15 protein-coding genes are annotated in these 17728 nt (G+C 67.1%); 3 read left to right on the forward strand and 12 right to left on the reverse strand.

From position 1 onward, the window contains the following. Positions 1-70 precede the first annotated feature (70 nt). The gene (locus tag PKE72_RS05425; RefSeq protein ID WP_271164352.1) at positions 71-280 is read right to left on the reverse strand and encodes a helix-turn-helix transcriptional regulator; all 210 of its coding nucleotides are present in this window, start codon (positions 278-280) and stop codon (positions 71-73) included. Next, positions 273-974, reverse strand: coding sequence for a hypothetical protein (locus PKE72_RS05430; RefSeq protein WP_271164353.1), 702 nt, complete (start codon positions 972-974; stop codon positions 273-275). Before PKE72_RS05430 ends, PKE72_RS05425 begins: the two co-directional genes overlap by 8 nt. A 433-nt stretch (positions 975-1407) precedes the next feature. Here PKE72_RS05430 and ilvA point away from each other — a divergent pair, with 433 nt between their 5' ends. Next, positions 1408-2922 carry a threonine ammonia-lyase, biosynthetic gene (ilvA, locus tag PKE72_RS05435; RefSeq protein ID WP_271164354.1) on the forward strand — a complete coding sequence of 505 codons (1515 nt, stop codon included), beginning with the start codon at positions 1408-1410 and terminating at the stop codon, positions 2920-2922. Between the two features lie 57 nt (positions 2923-2979). Here ilvA and PKE72_RS05440 read toward each other — a convergent pair whose 3' ends face one another. The 6 genes from PKE72_RS05440 to PKE72_RS05465 all read right to left on the reverse strand — a co-directional run bounded on the left by PKE72_RS05440 (position 2980) and on the right by PKE72_RS05465 (position 9416). Continuing rightward, positions 2980-6156 carry a TonB-dependent receptor domain-containing protein gene (locus tag PKE72_RS05440; RefSeq protein WP_271164355.1) on the reverse strand — a complete coding sequence of 1059 codons (3177 nt, stop codon included), beginning with the start codon at positions 6154-6156 and terminating at the stop codon, positions 2980-2982. 239 nt (positions 6157-6395) lie between these two features. Continuing rightward, positions 6396-6794 carry a host attachment family protein gene (locus tag PKE72_RS05445; RefSeq protein WP_271164356.1) on the reverse strand — a complete coding sequence of 133 codons (399 nt, stop codon included), beginning with the start codon at positions 6792-6794 and terminating at the stop codon, positions 6396-6398. 65 nt (positions 6795-6859) lie between these two features. Then, positions 6860-7384 (reverse strand): methylated-DNA--[protein]-cysteine S-methyltransferase, encoded by a 525-nt coding sequence (locus PKE72_RS05450; RefSeq protein ID WP_271164357.1) that lies wholly within the window; start codon positions 7382-7384, stop codon positions 6860-6862. After that, positions 7377-8456: a bifunctional transcriptional activator/DNA repair enzyme AdaA gene (locus PKE72_RS05455; protein WP_271164358.1), complete on the reverse strand. Its 1080-nt coding sequence runs from the start codon at positions 8454-8456 to the stop codon at positions 7377-7379. The genes PKE72_RS05450 and PKE72_RS05455 overlap by 8 nt, the downstream gene beginning before the upstream one ends. A gap of 56 nt (positions 8457-8512) precedes the next feature. Continuing rightward, complete coding sequence (locus PKE72_RS05460) at positions 8513-8722, reverse strand: helix-turn-helix transcriptional regulator (RefSeq protein ID WP_271164359.1); 210 nt, start codon at positions 8720-8722, stop codon at positions 8513-8515. Next, positions 8712-9416: a hypothetical protein gene (locus PKE72_RS05465; protein ID WP_271164360.1), complete on the reverse strand. Its 705-nt coding sequence runs from the start codon at positions 9414-9416 to the stop codon at positions 8712-8714. The genes PKE72_RS05460 and PKE72_RS05465 overlap by 11 nt, the downstream gene beginning before the upstream one ends. Before the next feature lie 113 nt (positions 9417-9529). On the opposite strand from PKE72_RS05465, the gene PKE72_RS05470 reads away from it, so the two are divergent. Beyond that, the gene (locus PKE72_RS05470; protein WP_271164361.1) at positions 9530-12163 is read left to right on the forward strand and encodes a M14 family metallopeptidase; all 2634 of its coding nucleotides are present in this window, start codon (positions 9530-9532) and stop codon (positions 12161-12163) included. A 102-nt stretch (positions 12164-12265) separates the two neighbouring features. Continuing rightward, positions 12266-12583 carry a hypothetical protein gene (locus tag PKE72_RS05475; protein WP_271164362.1) on the forward strand — a complete coding sequence of 106 codons (318 nt, stop codon included), beginning with the start codon at positions 12266-12268 and terminating at the stop codon, positions 12581-12583. 43 nt (positions 12584-12626) lie between these two features. Here the strand turns inward: PKE72_RS05475 and PKE72_RS05480 are convergent, their stop codons facing one another. From PKE72_RS05480 to PKE72_RS05495, 4 genes are all read right to left on the reverse strand, one after another. Next, entirely contained in the window at positions 12627-14402 is a 1776-nt protein-coding gene (locus PKE72_RS05480) for an SLC13 family permease (protein WP_271164363.1), read from the reverse strand. A gap of 77 nt (positions 14403-14479) precedes the next feature. Further along, positions 14480-15583 carry an HAAS signaling domain-containing protein gene (locus tag PKE72_RS05485; protein ID WP_271164364.1) on the reverse strand — a complete coding sequence of 368 codons (1104 nt, stop codon included), beginning with the start codon at positions 15581-15583 and terminating at the stop codon, positions 14480-14482. Between the two features lie 26 nt (positions 15584-15609). Then, positions 15610-15942: a PadR family transcriptional regulator gene (locus PKE72_RS05490; RefSeq protein WP_008261789.1), complete on the reverse strand. Its 333-nt coding sequence runs from the start codon at positions 15940-15942 to the stop codon at positions 15610-15612. 109 nt (positions 15943-16051) lie between these two features. After that, the gene (locus PKE72_RS05495; protein ID WP_271164365.1) at positions 16052-17689 is read right to left on the reverse strand and encodes a hypothetical protein; all 1638 of its coding nucleotides are present in this window, start codon (positions 17687-17689) and stop codon (positions 16052-16054) included. Positions 17690-17728: the final 39 nt, after the last annotated feature.

Genomic DNA, 17728 nt, shown 5'->3' on the forward strand with positions numbered 1-17728 from the left:
ACCCTTATGCTCAAAGTTAGCATAAGCATGTTCAATGTAGGCCGATGCGGGACGGACGCAAGCGGATTGTTCAGTCGATCAGTTCAAACAGATCGCCCAGCGGAACATCCAGAGCCTTCGCCAGGGTCAGGGCCACCACCACGGACGGGGTGAAGACCCGGTTCTCGATCGTGTTCACGGTCTTGCGCGACAGCTTGGCCCGGTCCGCCAGCTCCTGCTGCGTCAGGCCCGCAGCCGTCCGCACCTCCTTCAGCCGCACGACCAGCCGAGGCTCAGCCACGCTCGGCATCGCGATCCAGAAGATAATAGCGCAACACCGCCGCCGTGCCGGTCAGATAGAGCAGGGCCGGCAAGGCCGCGACCGCCGCAGCAGGCCGCCAAAGCCCCAGTGCATAGACGCCGACGATCCCGACGGCTGCGACGCCCAAGGCCGTAGCCAGCGCCTTGTGCCGGAACGACAGAGTCAGATCGTCCTCGAGCAGCCGCTTCATCCGCTTGTCGCGCGGATTGTCCAGCCCGGCCACCATAAGCAGCATCAGGCCGGCAGCCATGGGGCCAACCGCCACCATCAAATAGTCCGTACCGCCGGGCGCACCCGAAGCCAGACCCCAGCCGGCCTTGACCGAAAGGAAGGTCAATAGGCCCGCACCGAACGACATAGCCGCCATGGAATGAGATCGCTCCCGCTGGACCTTGTCGCGATAGGCGGAGCCGGTTTGCAGCCTGTAGGTGTCAGCATTCGGCAGGAAGCGCCGCGCGAAGAAGGCGCTCGCAATCATGGCGACGACGCCCGCCGCCATCGTCACGCCGCCGATCAGACGCCCCATCTCAGGGTTTGCCGGCCATTCCTTCATGACCAGAAGGCCGGTCACCAGCAGGGCCAATCCACCTCCGCCCAGACCGGCGCAGATCGCCAAGCGCTGCGCGCGCTTGTGCTCTCGCGCCCGCACGTCTCGTCTTTCCTGATCGTCCATAACGGCCTCACGTCACCTACAGGTGACATATAACCTATGGGTTACTAGACCCGTCAAGAGGGTCGTTTGCCTGCGCCGCTCCCGGCGCCGTCCTGTGAGAGGTTCAGCCGCCCATCGCCCACAATGCCGCTGGTCGCCGCTTCGCAATTTCAACGCCTTACGGAACTGTCTAGGCGAGTTTCAAGCCTGAGCGCCGACCGCCCTTAAGATAGACGCGATGAAAGCCGCCCTTTCCAGTTCCGCGCCTGATCGCCCCCTCCGGCAGCCGCTCGTGGGGGGCGGTTTGGCGCCTTTGGCACGTTTGGCGCTTTGTCACCCTGTTTTTGCGCCAAGGACCGCCGTCGCCGACGGCAAGAACCGTTCCCAAGACCGGCAGGTTCGCCTAGACAGCAGCCGACTTCATTCTTCAGAACGCCGCCTTCCCGACATTTCCATGCAAGACACCATCCGCCGCATCCTCACCGCCCGCGTCTATGACGTGGCCGAGGAAACGCCCCTTGATCCGCTGCGTCGCCTGTCGGCGCGGCTCGCGCGGCCCGTGCTGCTGAAGCGCGAGGATCTGCAGCCGGTGTTTTCGTTCAAGATTCGCGGCGCTTACAACAAGATCGCCGGCCTGACCCAGGCCGAACTCTCCAGGGGCGTGATCTGCGCCTCGGCTGGCAATCACGCCCAGGGCGTGGCCCTGGCTGCGGCCCGCCGCAACATCCCCGCCGTCATCGTCATGCCGACCACCACCCCCGGCATCAAGGTCGCCGCCGTCCGCGCCCTGGGCGGCGAAGTGGTCCTGCACGGCGACAGTTTCGACGAGGCCTACGCCCACGCCCGTCATCTGGAGAGCCAGACCGGCGCCGCCTTCATCCACCCCTTCGACGACCCTGAGGTCATCGCCGGCCAGGGCACGGTGGGGCTTGAGATCGCGCGTCAGCACGCCGACCCCATCGAGGCCGTCTTCGTGCCCATCGGCGGCGGCGGCCTGGCCGCCGGGATGGCGGCCATCCTCAAATTCCTGCGCCCCGAGACCCGCGTCATCGGCGTCGAGCCGGTGGACGCCCCCACCATGAAGGCCGCCATCGACGCCGGCGAGGTGGTGACCTTGAACGAGGTGGGCCTGTTCGCCGACGGGGTGGCCGTGCGCCGCGCCGGGGATCACACCTTCCGCCTGTGCAAGGATCTGCTGGACGAGATCGTCCTGGTGGACACCGACGCCATCTGCGCCGCCATCAAGGACATCTTCGACGACAGCCGCGCCATCGCCGAACCCTCGGGCGCCGTCGCGCTTGCTGGATTGAAGGCCTGGGCCGCCGCCCATCCCGGCGCGGGCCCCTTGGTCGCCGTCAACTCGGGCGCCAACCTGAACTTCGACCGGCTGCGCCACGTCGCCGAACGGGCCGAGATCGGCGAGGGCGCCGAGGCCCTGCTGGCCGTGGCGATGAAGGACGACCGCGACGACTATCGCCGCTTCCTCGACAGTCTCGACGGCCGCTCGGTGACCGAGTTCAACTACCGCTGGTCCGGCGACGGCGCGGCCCAGATCTTCGTCGGCGTCGCCCTGCGCAACGGTCCGCACGAGCGCGACGACCTGATCGCTACGCTCCGCGGCGGCGGCTACGCCGTCGAGGACATGAGCGACAACGAGACGGCCAAACTGCACGTCCGCTACATGGTCGGCGGCCGCACCGTCGGCCTGCCCCACGAACGGATCCTGCGCTTCCAGTTCCCCGAACGGCCGGGGGCCTTTCTGCGCTTCCTCAACAGCCTCCAGCCCGCCTGGGCCCTGACCCTGTTTCACTATCGCAACCACGGCGACGACGTCGGCCGGGTGCTGGCGGGGATCAGCGTCCCCCCCGAAGAACAGGCCCAGTTGTCCGCCGCCCTCGCCGACCTGGGCTACCCCTATGTCGACGAAACCGCCAACCCCGCCTGCCGCCTGTTCCTGGACGGCGCCTGAACCACGAAAAAGGGGCGACCCTCGCCGGCCGCCCCACCTTCTTACATCACTGTAATATCAGAGCTTCTTGCTGAACCGCACGAAGAAGTAACGGCCGCGCGCCGACACCGGCGTCGCCACCGTGCTCAGGAAGGGCTCTTCGTCCGTGAGGTTGTTCACACCGACGATCAGATCGCTTTCGCCATCGATGTCCCACGACAGAGAGGCGTCATGAGTCCAGATCGGATCGTTCCACGGCGCATCATACGAGACCACGTTCTCGATCTCGACGCCCGATCGGGTCTGCTTGCTCTGATAGTTCGAGAACAGACCCGCTGTGAAATCGCCCACGCTCCACCGAACGGAGGTGTTCAGCACCCACTCCGGAGAGTTCAGCTGTTCCTTGACCGGATTGGCCAGGGACGCATCCGCCACGAACGGATAGTCGTTGCGGTCCTCCAGCCAGGTGCCCCCGACGCCCAACGCCAGCGAACCCCACTCCGGCTTGCCGAACATGTCCATGTCCAGGCGATACCTGACGTCGAAATCGACGCCCGAGGCTTCCAGCCCGGCGAAGTTGACCGAGCTCTGCTGCAGATAGTCCAGGCCGCCCTGGGTCAACGAGCCGGGACGGTCGTCGCGGCTGATCAGGGCGCAGTACTGATTGTTGATGTCGGGCGCATCATAGCAGCTGTTGACGATGTCCTGAGCCGAGACCGAGGCGATCGCATTCTCGATCTTGATGTTCCAGTAGTCGGCCGTGAACGTGAACCCGGACAGGAACCGGGGCTGCAACACCAGGCCCGCCGTCCAGGAGTCAGAGGTCTCCGCCTGCAGATCCGGATTGCCGCCCGAAGCGCCGAAGAACTGGGCCGTCAGCGGATCGGCGAAGTCGTAGGTCGATCCCACCGTCACGCCGTAGCGAGCCAGATCGGCGCGGCAGTTGGCCTCGCGGGAGCTGGAGCCCTGGGTGATGTTCTCCGCCGAGCAGGGGTCGATCGGGCGGAAGCCCTGGGTCTGCAAGGGGGTGAACAGTTCGGCGATGTTCGGCGCGCGAACGGCCTTGGACACGCCGCCGCGGAACCGCAGGTCCGAGATCGGCGCCCAGACCATGTCGGCCTTGAAGGTCTCGGTATTGCCGATATTGGAGTAGTCGCCGAACCGTGCCGCCGCGTTCAGGGTCAGGGTCTCGGCGAACGGCAGATCGGCCAGCAGCGGCAGGCTGATTTCGACAAAGCCCTCCGCGACCTCAAACTCGCCCGCCACCGCCGCCGTGGTCGCATAACGGAAGGTCACGCCCTCCTCGTCATAATCGTTCGGATTGAAGTCGCTCTGTTCCTTGCGATATTCGCCGCCGATCGCGAAGCTGACCGGACCGCCCGGCAGGCTGAACCAGCGTTCCAGGTCGCCAGCCAGGAAGCCGGACACCACCGTCTGCTGAATCAGCGAAGTGTCGGTCACCAAGGGCCCGACGAAGGCCGAGGCCTCCGGGCTGACATTGCCGAGCCCGAACAGGTTCAGCGGCCGACAGTCGGAGCCGGCGCCCGGCGTAAAGGTCTGGAACGGATTGGGCACCGGTCCGCCAAACTCCGGGTAGAGACCCGAAATCGGCGGCGCCGCCGTGGGATCCAGGGTGGAGCGGCAGACCGCCTCACCGGTCACCGGGTCGGTCACCGCGTCAATGGCGGCGAAGAAGCGGTCCTCCAGGCGAACCGCGAAGGTGCTGTCCTGCTCGGTCCGCCCATAGTTGAACGACAGTTCGTAGTTCCAACCGAGGTCAAGCTCGCCCCGCGTGCCTATCACCGCGCGATAAGTGCGACGCTCGTTCTCCGCCTTGGGATCGAAGATGTCGATATGATCACGCGACAGAGCGATTTGCGCGGTGTCGGCGATGCTGGGATCCGCCGCAATCTCCGCATCGACCAGAGCCCTCAACGCTGCCGGAATGAAGGGGTTGTCCAGCGAGATGGGAATGGAGTCGTCATAGGTGTTGTAGGGGTTGTAGGTCGTCCCCTTGCTCCACGACGCGGTCAGTTCGACGAAGGGATTGAAGAAGGTCGAGAGATTGTAATTGCCCGTGAAGCTGAGCGAATAGCTGGATTCCTTGGGCAGCAGGCTTTGATTGTCGAACACCTGGGCCGCCCCGTCGCCGCCCGACTGGTTGGACGAACCCGCATACAGGCCGTCCTGGAACGGTCGAAACTGTCCGGTGACCGGATCGACGGTGTAGCAACCGTAACCAAGCTGGCCGTTTCGGTTGGTGTTGCAGTCGGCGACCACCTGAGGATTGGAATAGAAGTTGGCCGGTTCCGCGTAGCCGTCCCCATCCAGATCGATGCCGATCAGCCCGCTCGTGCTGGAGATCGAGAAGCGCGGATCGGCGATGAAGGCGCGCGGCGTCGCCGACTGAGCCCGTGCGATCAGCGACGCATCCGTCCCAGCGTAGCGCGGCGCGCCGCCCAGCAGGATGGTCCGGCCGCGCGTATTGGCCAAGGTTCGTCCCGGCGGCAGCGGATCACCGGCCTGGAAGTAGAGCGCCGGATTGGTGTAGTCGTCGTACGTCCCGTTATTCTTCGAATAGCTGCGGTCGCCATAATAGAGTTCGGAGCGCTCATTGCCTTGGACGCCGATGGTGAAATTGCCACGCCCATTATCGAAGTTACGGCCGTGCAGCAGAGAGACGTAGAACTCCTCCGCATCGCCTTCGCCGGACAGCCCGCCCTGCACCGTCATTTCGGTGCCTTCGTAGTCGTCCTTAAGAATGAAATTCACCACGCCGGTCACGGCGTCGGATCCATAAACAGCGGATGCGCCGCCGGTCAGGACCTCGACCCGCTCAATCAGACCTGCCGGAATACTGCTGACATCGACGGCGGCCGACCCAGGCACGCCGGCGACATACCGACGGCCGTTGACCAGGGTCAGGGTCCGCGACGATCCCATGCCGCGTAGGTTCAACGTCGCCGCTCCACCATTCGCCTGGGCCGAGCTGGCGGACGACTGCAGCGCAGGAATTCGATCCAGCAGGTCGGAAACCTGGGTCACGCCCTGCGCTTCGATCGTCTCCGCAGTCACCAACTGGACCGGCTGGGCGGCCTGGGTCGCCGACGACGACGAAAGACGGGAGCCTGTTACGACAATCTCGTCCACTTCGGCGGCCTGGCCCGGTGCCGACTGCGCGAATGCCGGCGCCGACAGGCAGCTGAGCATCGACCCGCCAAGCAGGATCGAGCGGAAAACCGCTTTATTACGCATGATTATCCCCAATGGTCGCGAGAGGAGTCGCGATAAGGGAAAGATTTTGCTGCGACGCAGCGAGGGTCAATCGCTAAACGGTGGTTGGCGACACGTTTGATTAAGAACTGTCACCGTTACGCCACAAAAGCGAGGCGAACGCCTCGCTTTTGACATAAAGATTCAACCTCAGATTAACACTGAACCTGAGATGTCGCCCGCCATAGGCAAGCGGCAGCATGGCGGACGACGCTTTGACGTCAGGCCTTTTCGATAGCCGCCGCAATCTGCTCCGTGCTGTGCCCGGTCAGATCCTTGGCGATCTCGCCCGCCAGCTTCCCCTGCAGATCCTTGTGCCAGTGCTTGCGCAGCTCGCCCAGGGTCTTGGGGGCCGCAATGACCAGCAGTTCGTCGATCTTGTTGGTGACCGACCACTTGTTCAGCACCTCGGCCACGCCCATCGCGAACCCGTCCTCGGCCTGAGTATCATTGTCCGGGTTAGCCTCGCTGGAGCGCCGCCCCGCCGACCCCGAGACCCGATCCTCGATCTCCGGCGTCTCCAGGGCTGTCAGCCGGATCTCCTGGGCGTTGGTGTTCTTGAACAGGGCAAGCTTCTCGCCGTCGACCACGGCCACCAGGGCGCCATTGGATAGTTTCATCGTCGATACTCTTTCGGTCTGTGGCCTTGGGTAACGGTCCGGGACCGATGCCGTTGCCTCCCCGATCAGATCAACCGCCCGCCGGCCTCGTGCGCCAGCAGCCAGCGCTTCCGCTCCAGCCCGCCGGCATAGCCCGTCAGGGTCCCGTTCGCCCCGATCACCCGATGGCAAGGCACGATCACCCCGACCGGGTTGGAGCCATTGGCCAGGCCCACCGCCCGTACCGCTTTGGGCGACCCAATCGCCGCCGCCAGCTGCCCATAGCTGCGCGTCTCGCCCGCCGGAATGGCCCGTAGCGCGGCCCACACCGCCTGCTGGAACACGGTCCCGCCGGTCTTGACCACCACCCCGTCGAACGCCGCCAGATCACCGCCGAAATAGGCCTCCACCGCCGTGCGCACCGCCTCCGGCGCCCGCCCCTGGACCAGTTCGACCGGCCCGTAATGACGGCGCAGCAGCCGCCGCAGCCGCTCCTCGTAATCGTGAAAATCCAGCGCCCGCACCGCCCCCTCGCCATCGGTCGCCACCAGCACCTCGCCCACCGGCGAGCCGATCCGATCCAGGGTCAAGATTATCGACTGTCTAGGCATCGCCCGTCTCCTTCATGGTCCAGTACAGCGCCCCATAGGCCCGCCACGGCCGCCACCGGCCGGCCCGCGCCGCCAGGACCGCATCCGTCGTCGCCAGCCGGTCGCTGGGCGCATCCTCCCCGGCGTCGACCCAGTCGCCCGCCGGCCTCAGTCCCGGCCAGGCCTCGAGCGCCGCGCGCAGGTCGGGATCCGCCCACAGATCGCGCCGGATCGCCTCGGGGTCGGCGGCTAGGTCAAACACCCGCCGCACCCGCGCCAGCACGCCGGGCAGGGCTTTCAGTTGGTCCACCCGCGCCTCGACCACCGCCTTGCCCTGAGACCCGGCCCGAACGGACACCTCGCCGTCCGTCCCATCCGTCGCGACCCGCAGCCGCCGCCGCCAGACCCCGTCTGCCACACTCTCGTCCGGAGCGGCCCGCACTGACAGGGCCGACATCATCGAGGCCCAGTCATAAGGGGGGCGATAGGCCAGACCCAGCTTCACCGCCCCACCGCCCTCGCCCTCAACCCTCCGCCGGCGCAGCTCCGACGGCGGCCGGCCGTACAGGGCCTGAAACGTCTCGTTGAACCGTCTCACGCTGCCGAAACCCGAGCCCATCGCCACCTCGGCCATCGACAGGTCGGTCTCGTGGATCAGTTGTTTGGCCAGCAGCACGCGCCGCGTCTGAGCCACGCTAACCGGCGCCGCGCCAAGGTGCTGGCGGAACAGCCGCCGAAGATGCCGCTCTCCCACCCCCAGCCGCGCCGCCAAGGCATCAGCGTCGCCCCCGTCCAGCGCGCCCGCCTCGATCAGGGCCAGCGCCCGACCGACGGTGTTCGACGTCCCCCGCCACGCCCCCATCTCGGGCGCCGTCTCGGGCCGGCAGCGCAGACAGGCGCGAAACCCCGCCGCCTCGGCCGACGCCGCCGTGGGATGAAACACCACATTCTCGCGCCGGGGCGTCCGCGCCGGACAGACCGGCCGGCAATAGATCCCCGTCGAGGTCACGCCCGTGAAGAACCGCCCGTCGAACCGCGCATCTCGCGCGCCCAAGGCTCTCCAGCAGGCCTCCTGATCCAGCGTCTGTTCCATGACGCCAAGATGGCGGCTCGACCCGACGATGTCTCGCGGTTTTCGGACATCAATGATCAGTCCTTCAGATAGAAGATCGCCTCCACCGTCGTGTTCAGCGCCCGCGCCAGATCCAGAGCCACGATGGTCGAGGGGATGAAGACCCCGTTCTCCACCGTATTGATCGTCTTGCGTGACACCTTGGCGGCGTCGGCCAGCTGAGCCTGCGTCAGACCCGCAGCCGTGCGAGCCTCCTTCAACCTCAGCCCCAGCCGACTACTCCCCATCCCGCCCCGCCTCCCGATCGAGCCACGCGAACCGGAGCCCCGCCGACGCCCCGCCTATCGCCAGGACATAGGGCAGGGCCATAATGCCGTATTGGGCGCGCCACAGCCCCAGTCCCAAGGCCAAGGTAATCCCCGACATCAGGACGATAAACGCCAGGATCATCGACTTGGCCCGCATCAGCTGTGTCAATTCGTCTTCCAGGAACCGGCGGTGCTTCCGCGTGTGCGCGTCCCACCCCATGACGACAAGCGGGATGAGCCAGCCATACAGAACCGGCAGCAGAACCTGCACATAGGCGCCCAGATTATGGTCCCCGCCCAGGATCCGCTCCATCGCCCGATGCGCCTGCGCCATGAAGAGCAGCAGCACCACGGGCAGCATCACAAGCTGCTGGGTGCGCGCCCGCTCCAACTTGTCACGGCGCGCCCCTTCGCCGCTCCCCGCCACATCGATCGGCTGGCCGGGACGAGAGATCCACGCCCAGATCGCGCCGATGAGCGTCAGACCGAAACCCACCCCCGCCGCCACACCGGCGGCCGTCGCCTGATCGCCCTCTACGCCAGACACGATTGCAAAGCCCCCGCCACCGACCATGGCTGCGGCGCCGACTGCGGCCAGGGCGAGCGCGGTCCACCAGCACCTGTTTCTTTCCAGTTTGGCGCGCTGGATCGCTTGATCGTCGCTGTTGCTCATGCCGTCCTCCTGACGTAACCTTGAGGTGACATATCACCTATAGGTTACACGTCAAGCCCGTTTTCTTTTTCCGTGCGCCGACTAAAGTGACTGCCTCCCGGGGGTTCACAGTTATGTCCAGTCGTCGTCTTTCCGTACGTCCGCTCGCCTTCGCCCTGGCCGGCGCCTGCGCCGCCGCCCTGATCGCGACCCAGCCCGTCTCGGCGCGCCAGACCCCCGCCGACGTCCCCACCGTGCGCCAGATCCTGGGCTATGACAGCGGTCTGGAGATCACCCGCGCCGCCGACGTGCGCCGCTATTTCGAAGCGCTGAAGACCGCCGCTCCGGACCAAGTCGTCATCGGCGACTACGCCAGGACCTGGGAAGGCCGCCCCCTGTTCTGGGCCGCCGTCGGATCGCCCGCCAACATCGCCCGTCTGGACCAGATCAAGGCCCAGTCCCGCGCCCTGGCCGACCCGCGCCTGACCTCGGCCCAGCAGGCGTCAGCCCTGATCGCGGATCAGCCGGTCCTGGTGTGGATGGCCTATTCGGTCCACGGCAACGAGATCAGCCCCGCCGACGCCGCGATGGAGGCCGCGCGCCGCCTGCTGACCGACCCGACCGCCCAGGCCTGGCTGGCCAATACCGTCGTCGTCTTCGTCCCGACCCAGAACCCGGACGGGCGCGAGCGTTTCCTCAACAGCTTCGCCTCCGGTCGCGGCTCCCTGCCCAATCCCGACCCGGCCTCGGCCGAGCGCGACGAGCCTTGGCCCAGCGGCCGCTACAACCATTATCTGTTCGACCTGAACCGCGACTGGTTCATCCAGACCCAGCCGGAGACCCAGGGACACTCGGCCCAGGTCCGCGAATGGCGGCCCCAGGTGGTCGTCGACAGCCACGAGATGGGCTCGGACGAGACCTTTTTCTTCCCGCCCGAGGCCGAGCCGCTGAACCCGTGGATCTGGCCGCGCACCTTGGAGAACCGCGCCCTGTTCGGCCGCAACACCGGCGCCCGGTTCGACGCGGCGGGCCTGCCCTACTTCAACCGCAAGGTCTATGACGCCTTCTATCCCGGCTATGGCGACGGCTGGCCCGGCTATCTCGGCGCCGTCTCCATGACCTACGAAGCCGGTTCGGCGCGGGGTCTGGCCGCCCGGCGCAGTTCGGGCGAGGTCTTCACCTATGCCGACACGGTCCGCGCCCACCTGACCGCCACCCTGGCCACCATCGAGACGGCCTCGCGCAATCACGACCGGCTGTTGAACGACTTCTACGCCTACCACCGCGACGGGGTGGCGGGACGCGGCGCCTATGTCCTGTCGCGCGAGTCGGATCCGGCGGCGGCGGACCGTCTTGCGGGCCTGCTGGTCCGTTCGGGCATCGAAGTCGGAGTCGCGCGCCAGGCCTTCGGCGCCTGCGGGGGCCAGTACCGGGCCGGCGACTATGTGGTGAACCTGGCCCAGCCCCAGCGCCGGATGGCCGAGGTGCTGCTGACCCGCGACGTGCCCATCCCGCCCGCCTTCCTGGCCGAACAGGAGCGCCGTCGCGCGCGCGGCCTGGGCGACGAGATCTATGACGTCACCGCCTGGTCCCTGCCCCTGATGTTCGGCGTCGATGCGACCCGCTGCGACAGCGCGCCCGGGGTCGCTGTCGATGTGCGCGGTCCGGAGTTGGTCACGCCCGCCGCCGTCCAGAACGCCGAGGCCCGCTACGGCTTCCTGGTCGCCCCCGGGTCGAGCCAACCGCGTTTCCTCGCCGCCGCCCTCCAGGCCGGGCTGACGATCAGCTCCGCCGACCAGGCCTTCACCCAGAACGGCCGTGACTGGCCCGCCGGCACCCTGGTTCTGCCGAAAGCCGGCGCGCCCGCCGACCTGGTCGCCACCCTGAACCGTCTCGCCGCCGACACGGGCGCCGAGGTCGTGGGCGTGGACGAGTCCTGGGTCGAGCGCGGCGCCGGCTTCGGCTCCAGCGACGTGGTGCGTCTACGCGCGCCGCGCATCGCCCTGGCCTGGGACAGCCCGACCGCCCCGGACGCCGCTGGTGCCACCCGCTGGCTGATGGAACGTGACCTGGGCTATCCCGTCACCGCCATCCGCGCCGCCAGCTTCGGCGAGGCCGACCTGTCGCAATACCAGGTCCTGATCCTGCCCGAGGGCCGGGACTACAAGTCCGTCCTTGGCGAGGCCGGGGTCAAGGCCCTGCACGACTGGGTCTCGCGCGGCGGCACCCTGATCAGCCTGGGAACCGCCACCCGTCTGCTGACCGATCCCGACAGCGACATGCTGGCCTCCCGCCGCGAGACCGGCGCCTCCAGCAAGGATGACGACAAGCCCGAGAGCCCCGCCCGGATCGCCAACCATACCGACTACGCCGCCCTGCTGGCCCACAGCGACCACGGCCCGGACTCGGTCGCCGGCGTCCTGGCCCGCGCCCATGTCGATCCCGACCACTGGATCGGCGCCGGCCTGCCGTCCGAGGTGAATGTCCTGGTGCGGGGCGCCGACATCTACGCCCCGCTGATGCGCGGAGAGGGCGTCAACGCCGTCCGCTTCGAAGGCTCCGACCGGCTGCTGGCCTCGGGCCAGCTGTGGGCCGAGAACCAGGCCCAGCTCGGTTTCAAGCCGGTCGTGATGGTCGAGACGCTCGGATCGGGCCAGTTGATCGCCTTCACCCAGGACCCGACGGTGCGCGGCTATCTGGAGGGGCTGAAGCCCCTGTTCGCCAATGCGGTGTTCAAGGGGCCGGCCCACGTCTCGCCGCGCTGGTAACGTCCCAGAGCCTGATCGCGATCAGGGCTGGACACAGGCCCAGACAGGCATAACCTCGTTTTTCGCCCGCAGAGGCGCAAATAGAAAAACGGGAGCTACGCCTTGATACGACTGTCTCTTTCCACCCGCGCCACCCTCGCCGCCGCCGTGGGGGCCGCCGGCCTGGTCGCCTTCACCGCCACGGCCCAGGACCGTCCGAGCCCGGAACCGGCCGCCTCTGGTCGCGCCCTGCCGGTCGGCGCCTATCGCGAGACCTGCCGCAGCATCAGCCTGAACGGCGACCGCTTGCGCGCGCGCTGTATCGCCAAGGACGGTCAGTCGGTCTCTTCGACCCTCAGCGTCCGCAGCTGCCGGGGGGCCCAGATCCAGAACGACAACGGCCGGCTGACCTGCGCCGTCGCGACCACCCGTTCGATCTGACAGCCGTTAAGCGCCGGTCCCAGCGCGCGGGGACCGGCGCGTCCTACATCGGCCAGAACAGCAGGATGACCGGCGGACCGATCACCAGCACCAGCAGGCTCAGCGGCGCCCCCAGCTTGGGATAGTCCGAGAACTTGTATCCCCCCGGCCCCATGACCAGCGTATTGCACTGGTGCCCGATGGGGGTCAGGAAGTCGCACGCCGCCCCCACCGCCACCGCCATCAGGAACGGGTCGGGCCGATAGCCCAACTGCTGGGCCAGGGTCGCGGCGATGGGCGCCACCACCAAAACCGTCGCCGCATTGTTCAGGAAGGGCGTCACCGCCATGGCCGCGAACATCATGCCCGCCACCGCCACCACGGGCGGAATGCCCTGGAACACCGACTTCAGCCCACCCGCGATCAGATCCGCCCCGCCGGTCTGCTGGATGGCGTCCGACACCGGGATCAGGGCGGCGATCAGCACCAGCAGCGGCCCGTCCAGCGCCGCATAGGCCTCGCGCATCTTCAGCCCGCCCATGGCGACGATCACCACCGCCGCCCCGAAGAAGGCGATGGCCACGGGGATCAGGCCGAACCCGACCATCACCATGGCCGCCGCCAGCACCACGGCCGGCAGGAATTTGCGCCGCTTGCCGCCCAGGCGCATCTCGCGCTCGGCCAGCGGCAGCAGGCCCAGGGTCGCCAGCCGCGCCGGCAGGCCCGATTCCGAGCCCTGCAACAGCAGCACGTCCCCGGCCTGAAGCTTGGCCGTCCGCAGATGCTGCGTCAGTTCATAGCCGCTGCGCGACACGCCCAGCAGGTTCAGCCCATATTGGCCGTAAAGGTCCAGCGACCGCACCGACTGGCCTGTCAGGGACGAGTCCGCCCCGATCACCGCCTCGACCAGATGGACCTCGTCCTTGGCCTCTTCCAGCAGCACCGGCCGGTCGCCGCGCACCAGATTCAGCTTGGTCGCGACGATGAATTCCTCAAGCGCCTCCTGATCGCCTTTGATCAACAGGGTGTCCCCGGCCCGGACCAGGGTGTTGCCGCGCGGCCGGGTCTTGCGCCTGCCGTCACGGATCAGGGCCATCACCTGGATATCGTCCGGCGCCATGGCCCTCAGGGCGCTGATCGGTCTGACCTCCAGGGTCCAGTCGTCCGGAACACGCGCCTCGGTCAGATAGGCGTTGGCCGACAGGGCCGCCGACAGGCCGATGCTCCCCGTCCGGTCCTTGGGCAGCAGCCGATAGCCGAAGGCCAGAAACACCAGGGCCACGCCGGTCAGGATCAGACCCACCGGCGCATAGTCGAACATCTGGAACGGCTCGCCGATCATGTCCTGGCGCACCTCGGCGACCAGAATATTGGGCGCGGTCCCGACCAGGGTCACCATTCCGCCCGCCATGGCGCCAAAGGCCATGGGCATCAGCAGCCGCGACTGCTTGGTCCCCGTGCGCCGGCTGACCTGCAGCGCGACCGGCATCATGATAGCCAGGGCGCCGACGTTCTTCGTCACCATCGACAACAGGGTGACGGCCGTAGTCAGAACCGGCACCTGGGACCGTTCGGTCTTCAGATACGGCATGATCCGCTTCAGGGCCATTTCGACGATGCCCGACTTGGCGAAGGCGGCCGACACGATCAAGGCGCAGGCGATGATCACCGTCACATCGTTGGAGAACCCCTCGAACGCCGCCTCGGCCGGGATCACCCCGATGGCCAACCCCGCCACCAGGGCCGCGACGGCGACCAGGTCATAGCGGAACCGCCCCCAGATGAAGACTGCGACCGTCAGGCCCACCAGGCCGAAGGCCAAACCCTGTTGTAAAGTCACTCAGTCGCTCTCGCCCCCGGCCGCCCAGCGCCGCCGATGGACAGCAACGGTGGGCGCGGCCGGAGGTTCAACGCCGTCTATTTCCCCGCGACCAACCGCCCCGCCGCCCGCACCATCCGCCAGATCTCGCCGACAAAGGCCCAAACCACGATCATCATCAGGATCGTCGCCAGTTCACCGCCGTCGCCGGCCGAACGATCGAACAGGTCCCGCACCCGGTCCACGAATTCCGTCACCGTCCCGACCCAGATCACCGGGCTCAGCGGCGACCAGAACCACAGCCACAGCAGGCCCCAGGCCGCCGCCGCCCCAAATCCGATATCGCCCAGCGCCGTCAGCCGCACATCGCCGCCCGACGCCGCCCGCATCAGGTCGAACACCACCTTGGCCGCCGCGAACAGGGTCACGGGCCAATAGGCCGCCGCCACGACCTCGGCCAGGATCCGGCCGTAGTCGACGCCATCCAGCACCCCCGCCACCTCGTCCGGCCGGATCGAGGCGACCGGCAGCAGCCCGGTCCACCACAGCAGCAGCACCGCCCAGGCGATGGCGCTGGACACCGCCCGCGCCACCGGCGACATCTCGGCGCTCTTCTTCACCGCCGGTCCCGGCTTGGCGGCTCCCGACGCCGCCCCGCCGCGCGCCAACCGCTCGCCCCAGGTCTCGGCGTCGATGTCGCCGCCCAGTTCGAACAGGCCCAGATCCTTGACCCGCCATTTGGCGATAAAGTCCGGCTTCTTCTCCTGCCGCTCCAGCACGAAGCCGATCAGGGTCAACACCCCGATCACCGTCATCGCCCCGCTGAACAGGCTCCCAAAGGCCTGACCGATGGCCTGCCCCGCATAGAGGTCGCCGCTGAACACCCGCACCACCAACCCGATTAGGGTGACGCACGCCATGACCAGCAGCGCCGTCTTCACCGCGAACAGCCACCACGGATACAGCTCCGGCCCGATCAGCGCCTGCGGCCCCGCGCGATAGCGCGCCGCCACCGTCAACGGATGGCCGACCTCGCGCAGCAGGGCCTCGACCTCGTCGTCGCTGGGCGCCCGGCCCAGCCGCTCTTCCAGCGCCTCGAGCCGCCCCATGATCTCGTCGCGCAGCTCGGCGACGATGTCGTCGCGCGTCGCCTTGGGCAGCTGCGCCGCCACCGCCTTCAGATAGGATTCAACCAGGTCCATCCCACGCTCTCCCTCTTTCCCGATGTTCACAGCATCTTCTCCAGCGAGGCCGACAGGCCCCGCCATTCGGCCGCCAGCCGCGCCAGCATGGCCTCCCCGCGCGGCGACAGGCGGTAGAACCGCTTCTTGCGCCGCTCCTCCTCGCGCCATTCGCTGTCCAGCAGCCCCTGGCTCTCCAGCCGGCGCAGCAGCGGATAGAGGGTGCTCTCCTCCATCTCGACCCCGACCTCGCCCAGCGCGACCCGCAGCGAATAGCCGTATTGCTCGCGCCGCAAGCTCGCCAGCACGGCCAGGATCAAAGACCCGCGCCGCAGCTCCAGCCGCAGACTCTCGAACAGCAGTTCCTCATCCTGACTCAACCGACCACCTCCGTGCGTCACATAGTGTGTGACACACAGTGTATGGGACATACTGTGCGAGGGAGTCAAGAAGCTGTTGTTATGCGAGCGGCGATGCCATCATCAATGATCAAGGAAGCAGGGAAAGCACCGGAGCCCCGGCGATAAAATAAGCCTCGGGGGTTTTCAGAGGCGCGGCGCAAAGCGCCTCCACCACACCGCCGCTCCGAAGACCATATCGCACCGGCTCGCCTGTCGCGCACCGCGCCGTCACGGCGTCGAACATAGGTTTGACCTCGGCGAGGGGGTCGAAGCCTTCAATGGTCGCGATCTCAGGATCTCCCGACAGGACGCCACACGTGTCGCCCGTGTCCAGTTTGATGCCCTCTCGCGTCGTGTAATAGCCCTTGCCCGCACCGTCATTGCTGCAGTTCTGGCTGTTGAGATGCCACAAAACGGCTTGGCGGTAATCATCGTCGCTTGGCCTGTTCTCCAGAACGACCCCGAGTGCGGCAAGCCGCGCCTCGATCCCGCCCCATCGTCCCTCCCCCGCCCCATCCATCACCAGTGAGACGGCCGCATTCGCCTCAGGCCAGGCGCGAAATTCAGCGACGCCATATCCTCCGCTGCGCCGGCCGGTCGTCAAGATTTCGCGCCAAACGTCCATCACCGTCTGCTTGCCAGCCTTGCGCAGTTCCATGTCCGTCAACCACTGGATCAGAACGCCGCAGTCATAGACGGCGCTTCCGTTGCGGATACCGCGTCCATTCAGTGTCTTTGATCCGAGAAAGGACCGGCACCCGTTCAGCCGCGTCGTCAAAGAGGCGCGGCCCTGTTCTTCGGTCATATCCCCGGTGCTGACCGCACCAAGCACAGCGGCATATTCCGCCCCGCCCTCGTGCAACCAGGGCGCCGAGTCTCCGTCGGTCAACGCGACGCCGTGGCCGTTCCACAGATGGAAACTTTCATGCCAGACGAAGCTCTTCACGAACGGCCTCGTATCGTCCTGAGGCCCGCTCCAGTCGCCATGAAAACGCGTGGAGATGAGGCCGGTATCGCTGACATCGCCACGGAAACCTGACGGCCCGGGACTGTCGGCGGTGATGACCAGGGTCGGCGTATAGGGCAGCGTCAGATCCAGTCTGGCGCCATAGAAGACCCGCGCCTCAACAAAGGCCTCCCGCATCGGCGCGGACAGCGCCTCTGCGACCCCCGCCCCCGTCACCACCAGAGCGCCCTTCTCGGACAGGATTACATCAGCGGGCCCGACATAAACCGCCCCCTCGATACCGCCCTTTTCCGGCAGCACGGCCTCGCCGGGCGCGAGCTCGACCGCCAACACCGTCTCGATACCCTCGAGCGCCAAGGCGGGGCCGTGCGCGATCCAGCCATCTCCGACCCGGACCAACCCCATGTAGATCCGATCCAATTCCGCGGCATCAGGCGCAATCACAAGGTCGAACTCAGAGAAGGGCTGCTCCGAAACGATGGCGTCCTCCTCCAGACGCAGTCCGGGCGTCTCTACTGTCCAAAGCGTTCGGATCGTGTGGTCGTTGGCGAAAACCAGTCGCGAGGTCGGCTCAGCCAGGCGATAGCGAACATGGAGTCCATCCTGGCCGGTCCGGATACGAACCTCCGCCTCGCTGGCGGCCGCCGCCGGGCCTGCCCCGCCGATCGCCATGATCATCAGACACAAGAGAATACGCCCAAAAGCCATCGTCGCCCCCGCACAAACAAGGACAGAGCGTAACGCGATGCGACGCTCCACAACAACCCAGACGCACTCACCAAAGAAAAAGGCGGCGGA

Origin of the sequence: Brevundimonas intermedia (assembly GCF_027922165.1) — a bacterium.
Classification (GTDB): domain Bacteria; phylum Pseudomonadota; class Alphaproteobacteria; order Caulobacterales; family Caulobacteraceae; genus Brevundimonas; species Brevundimonas intermedia.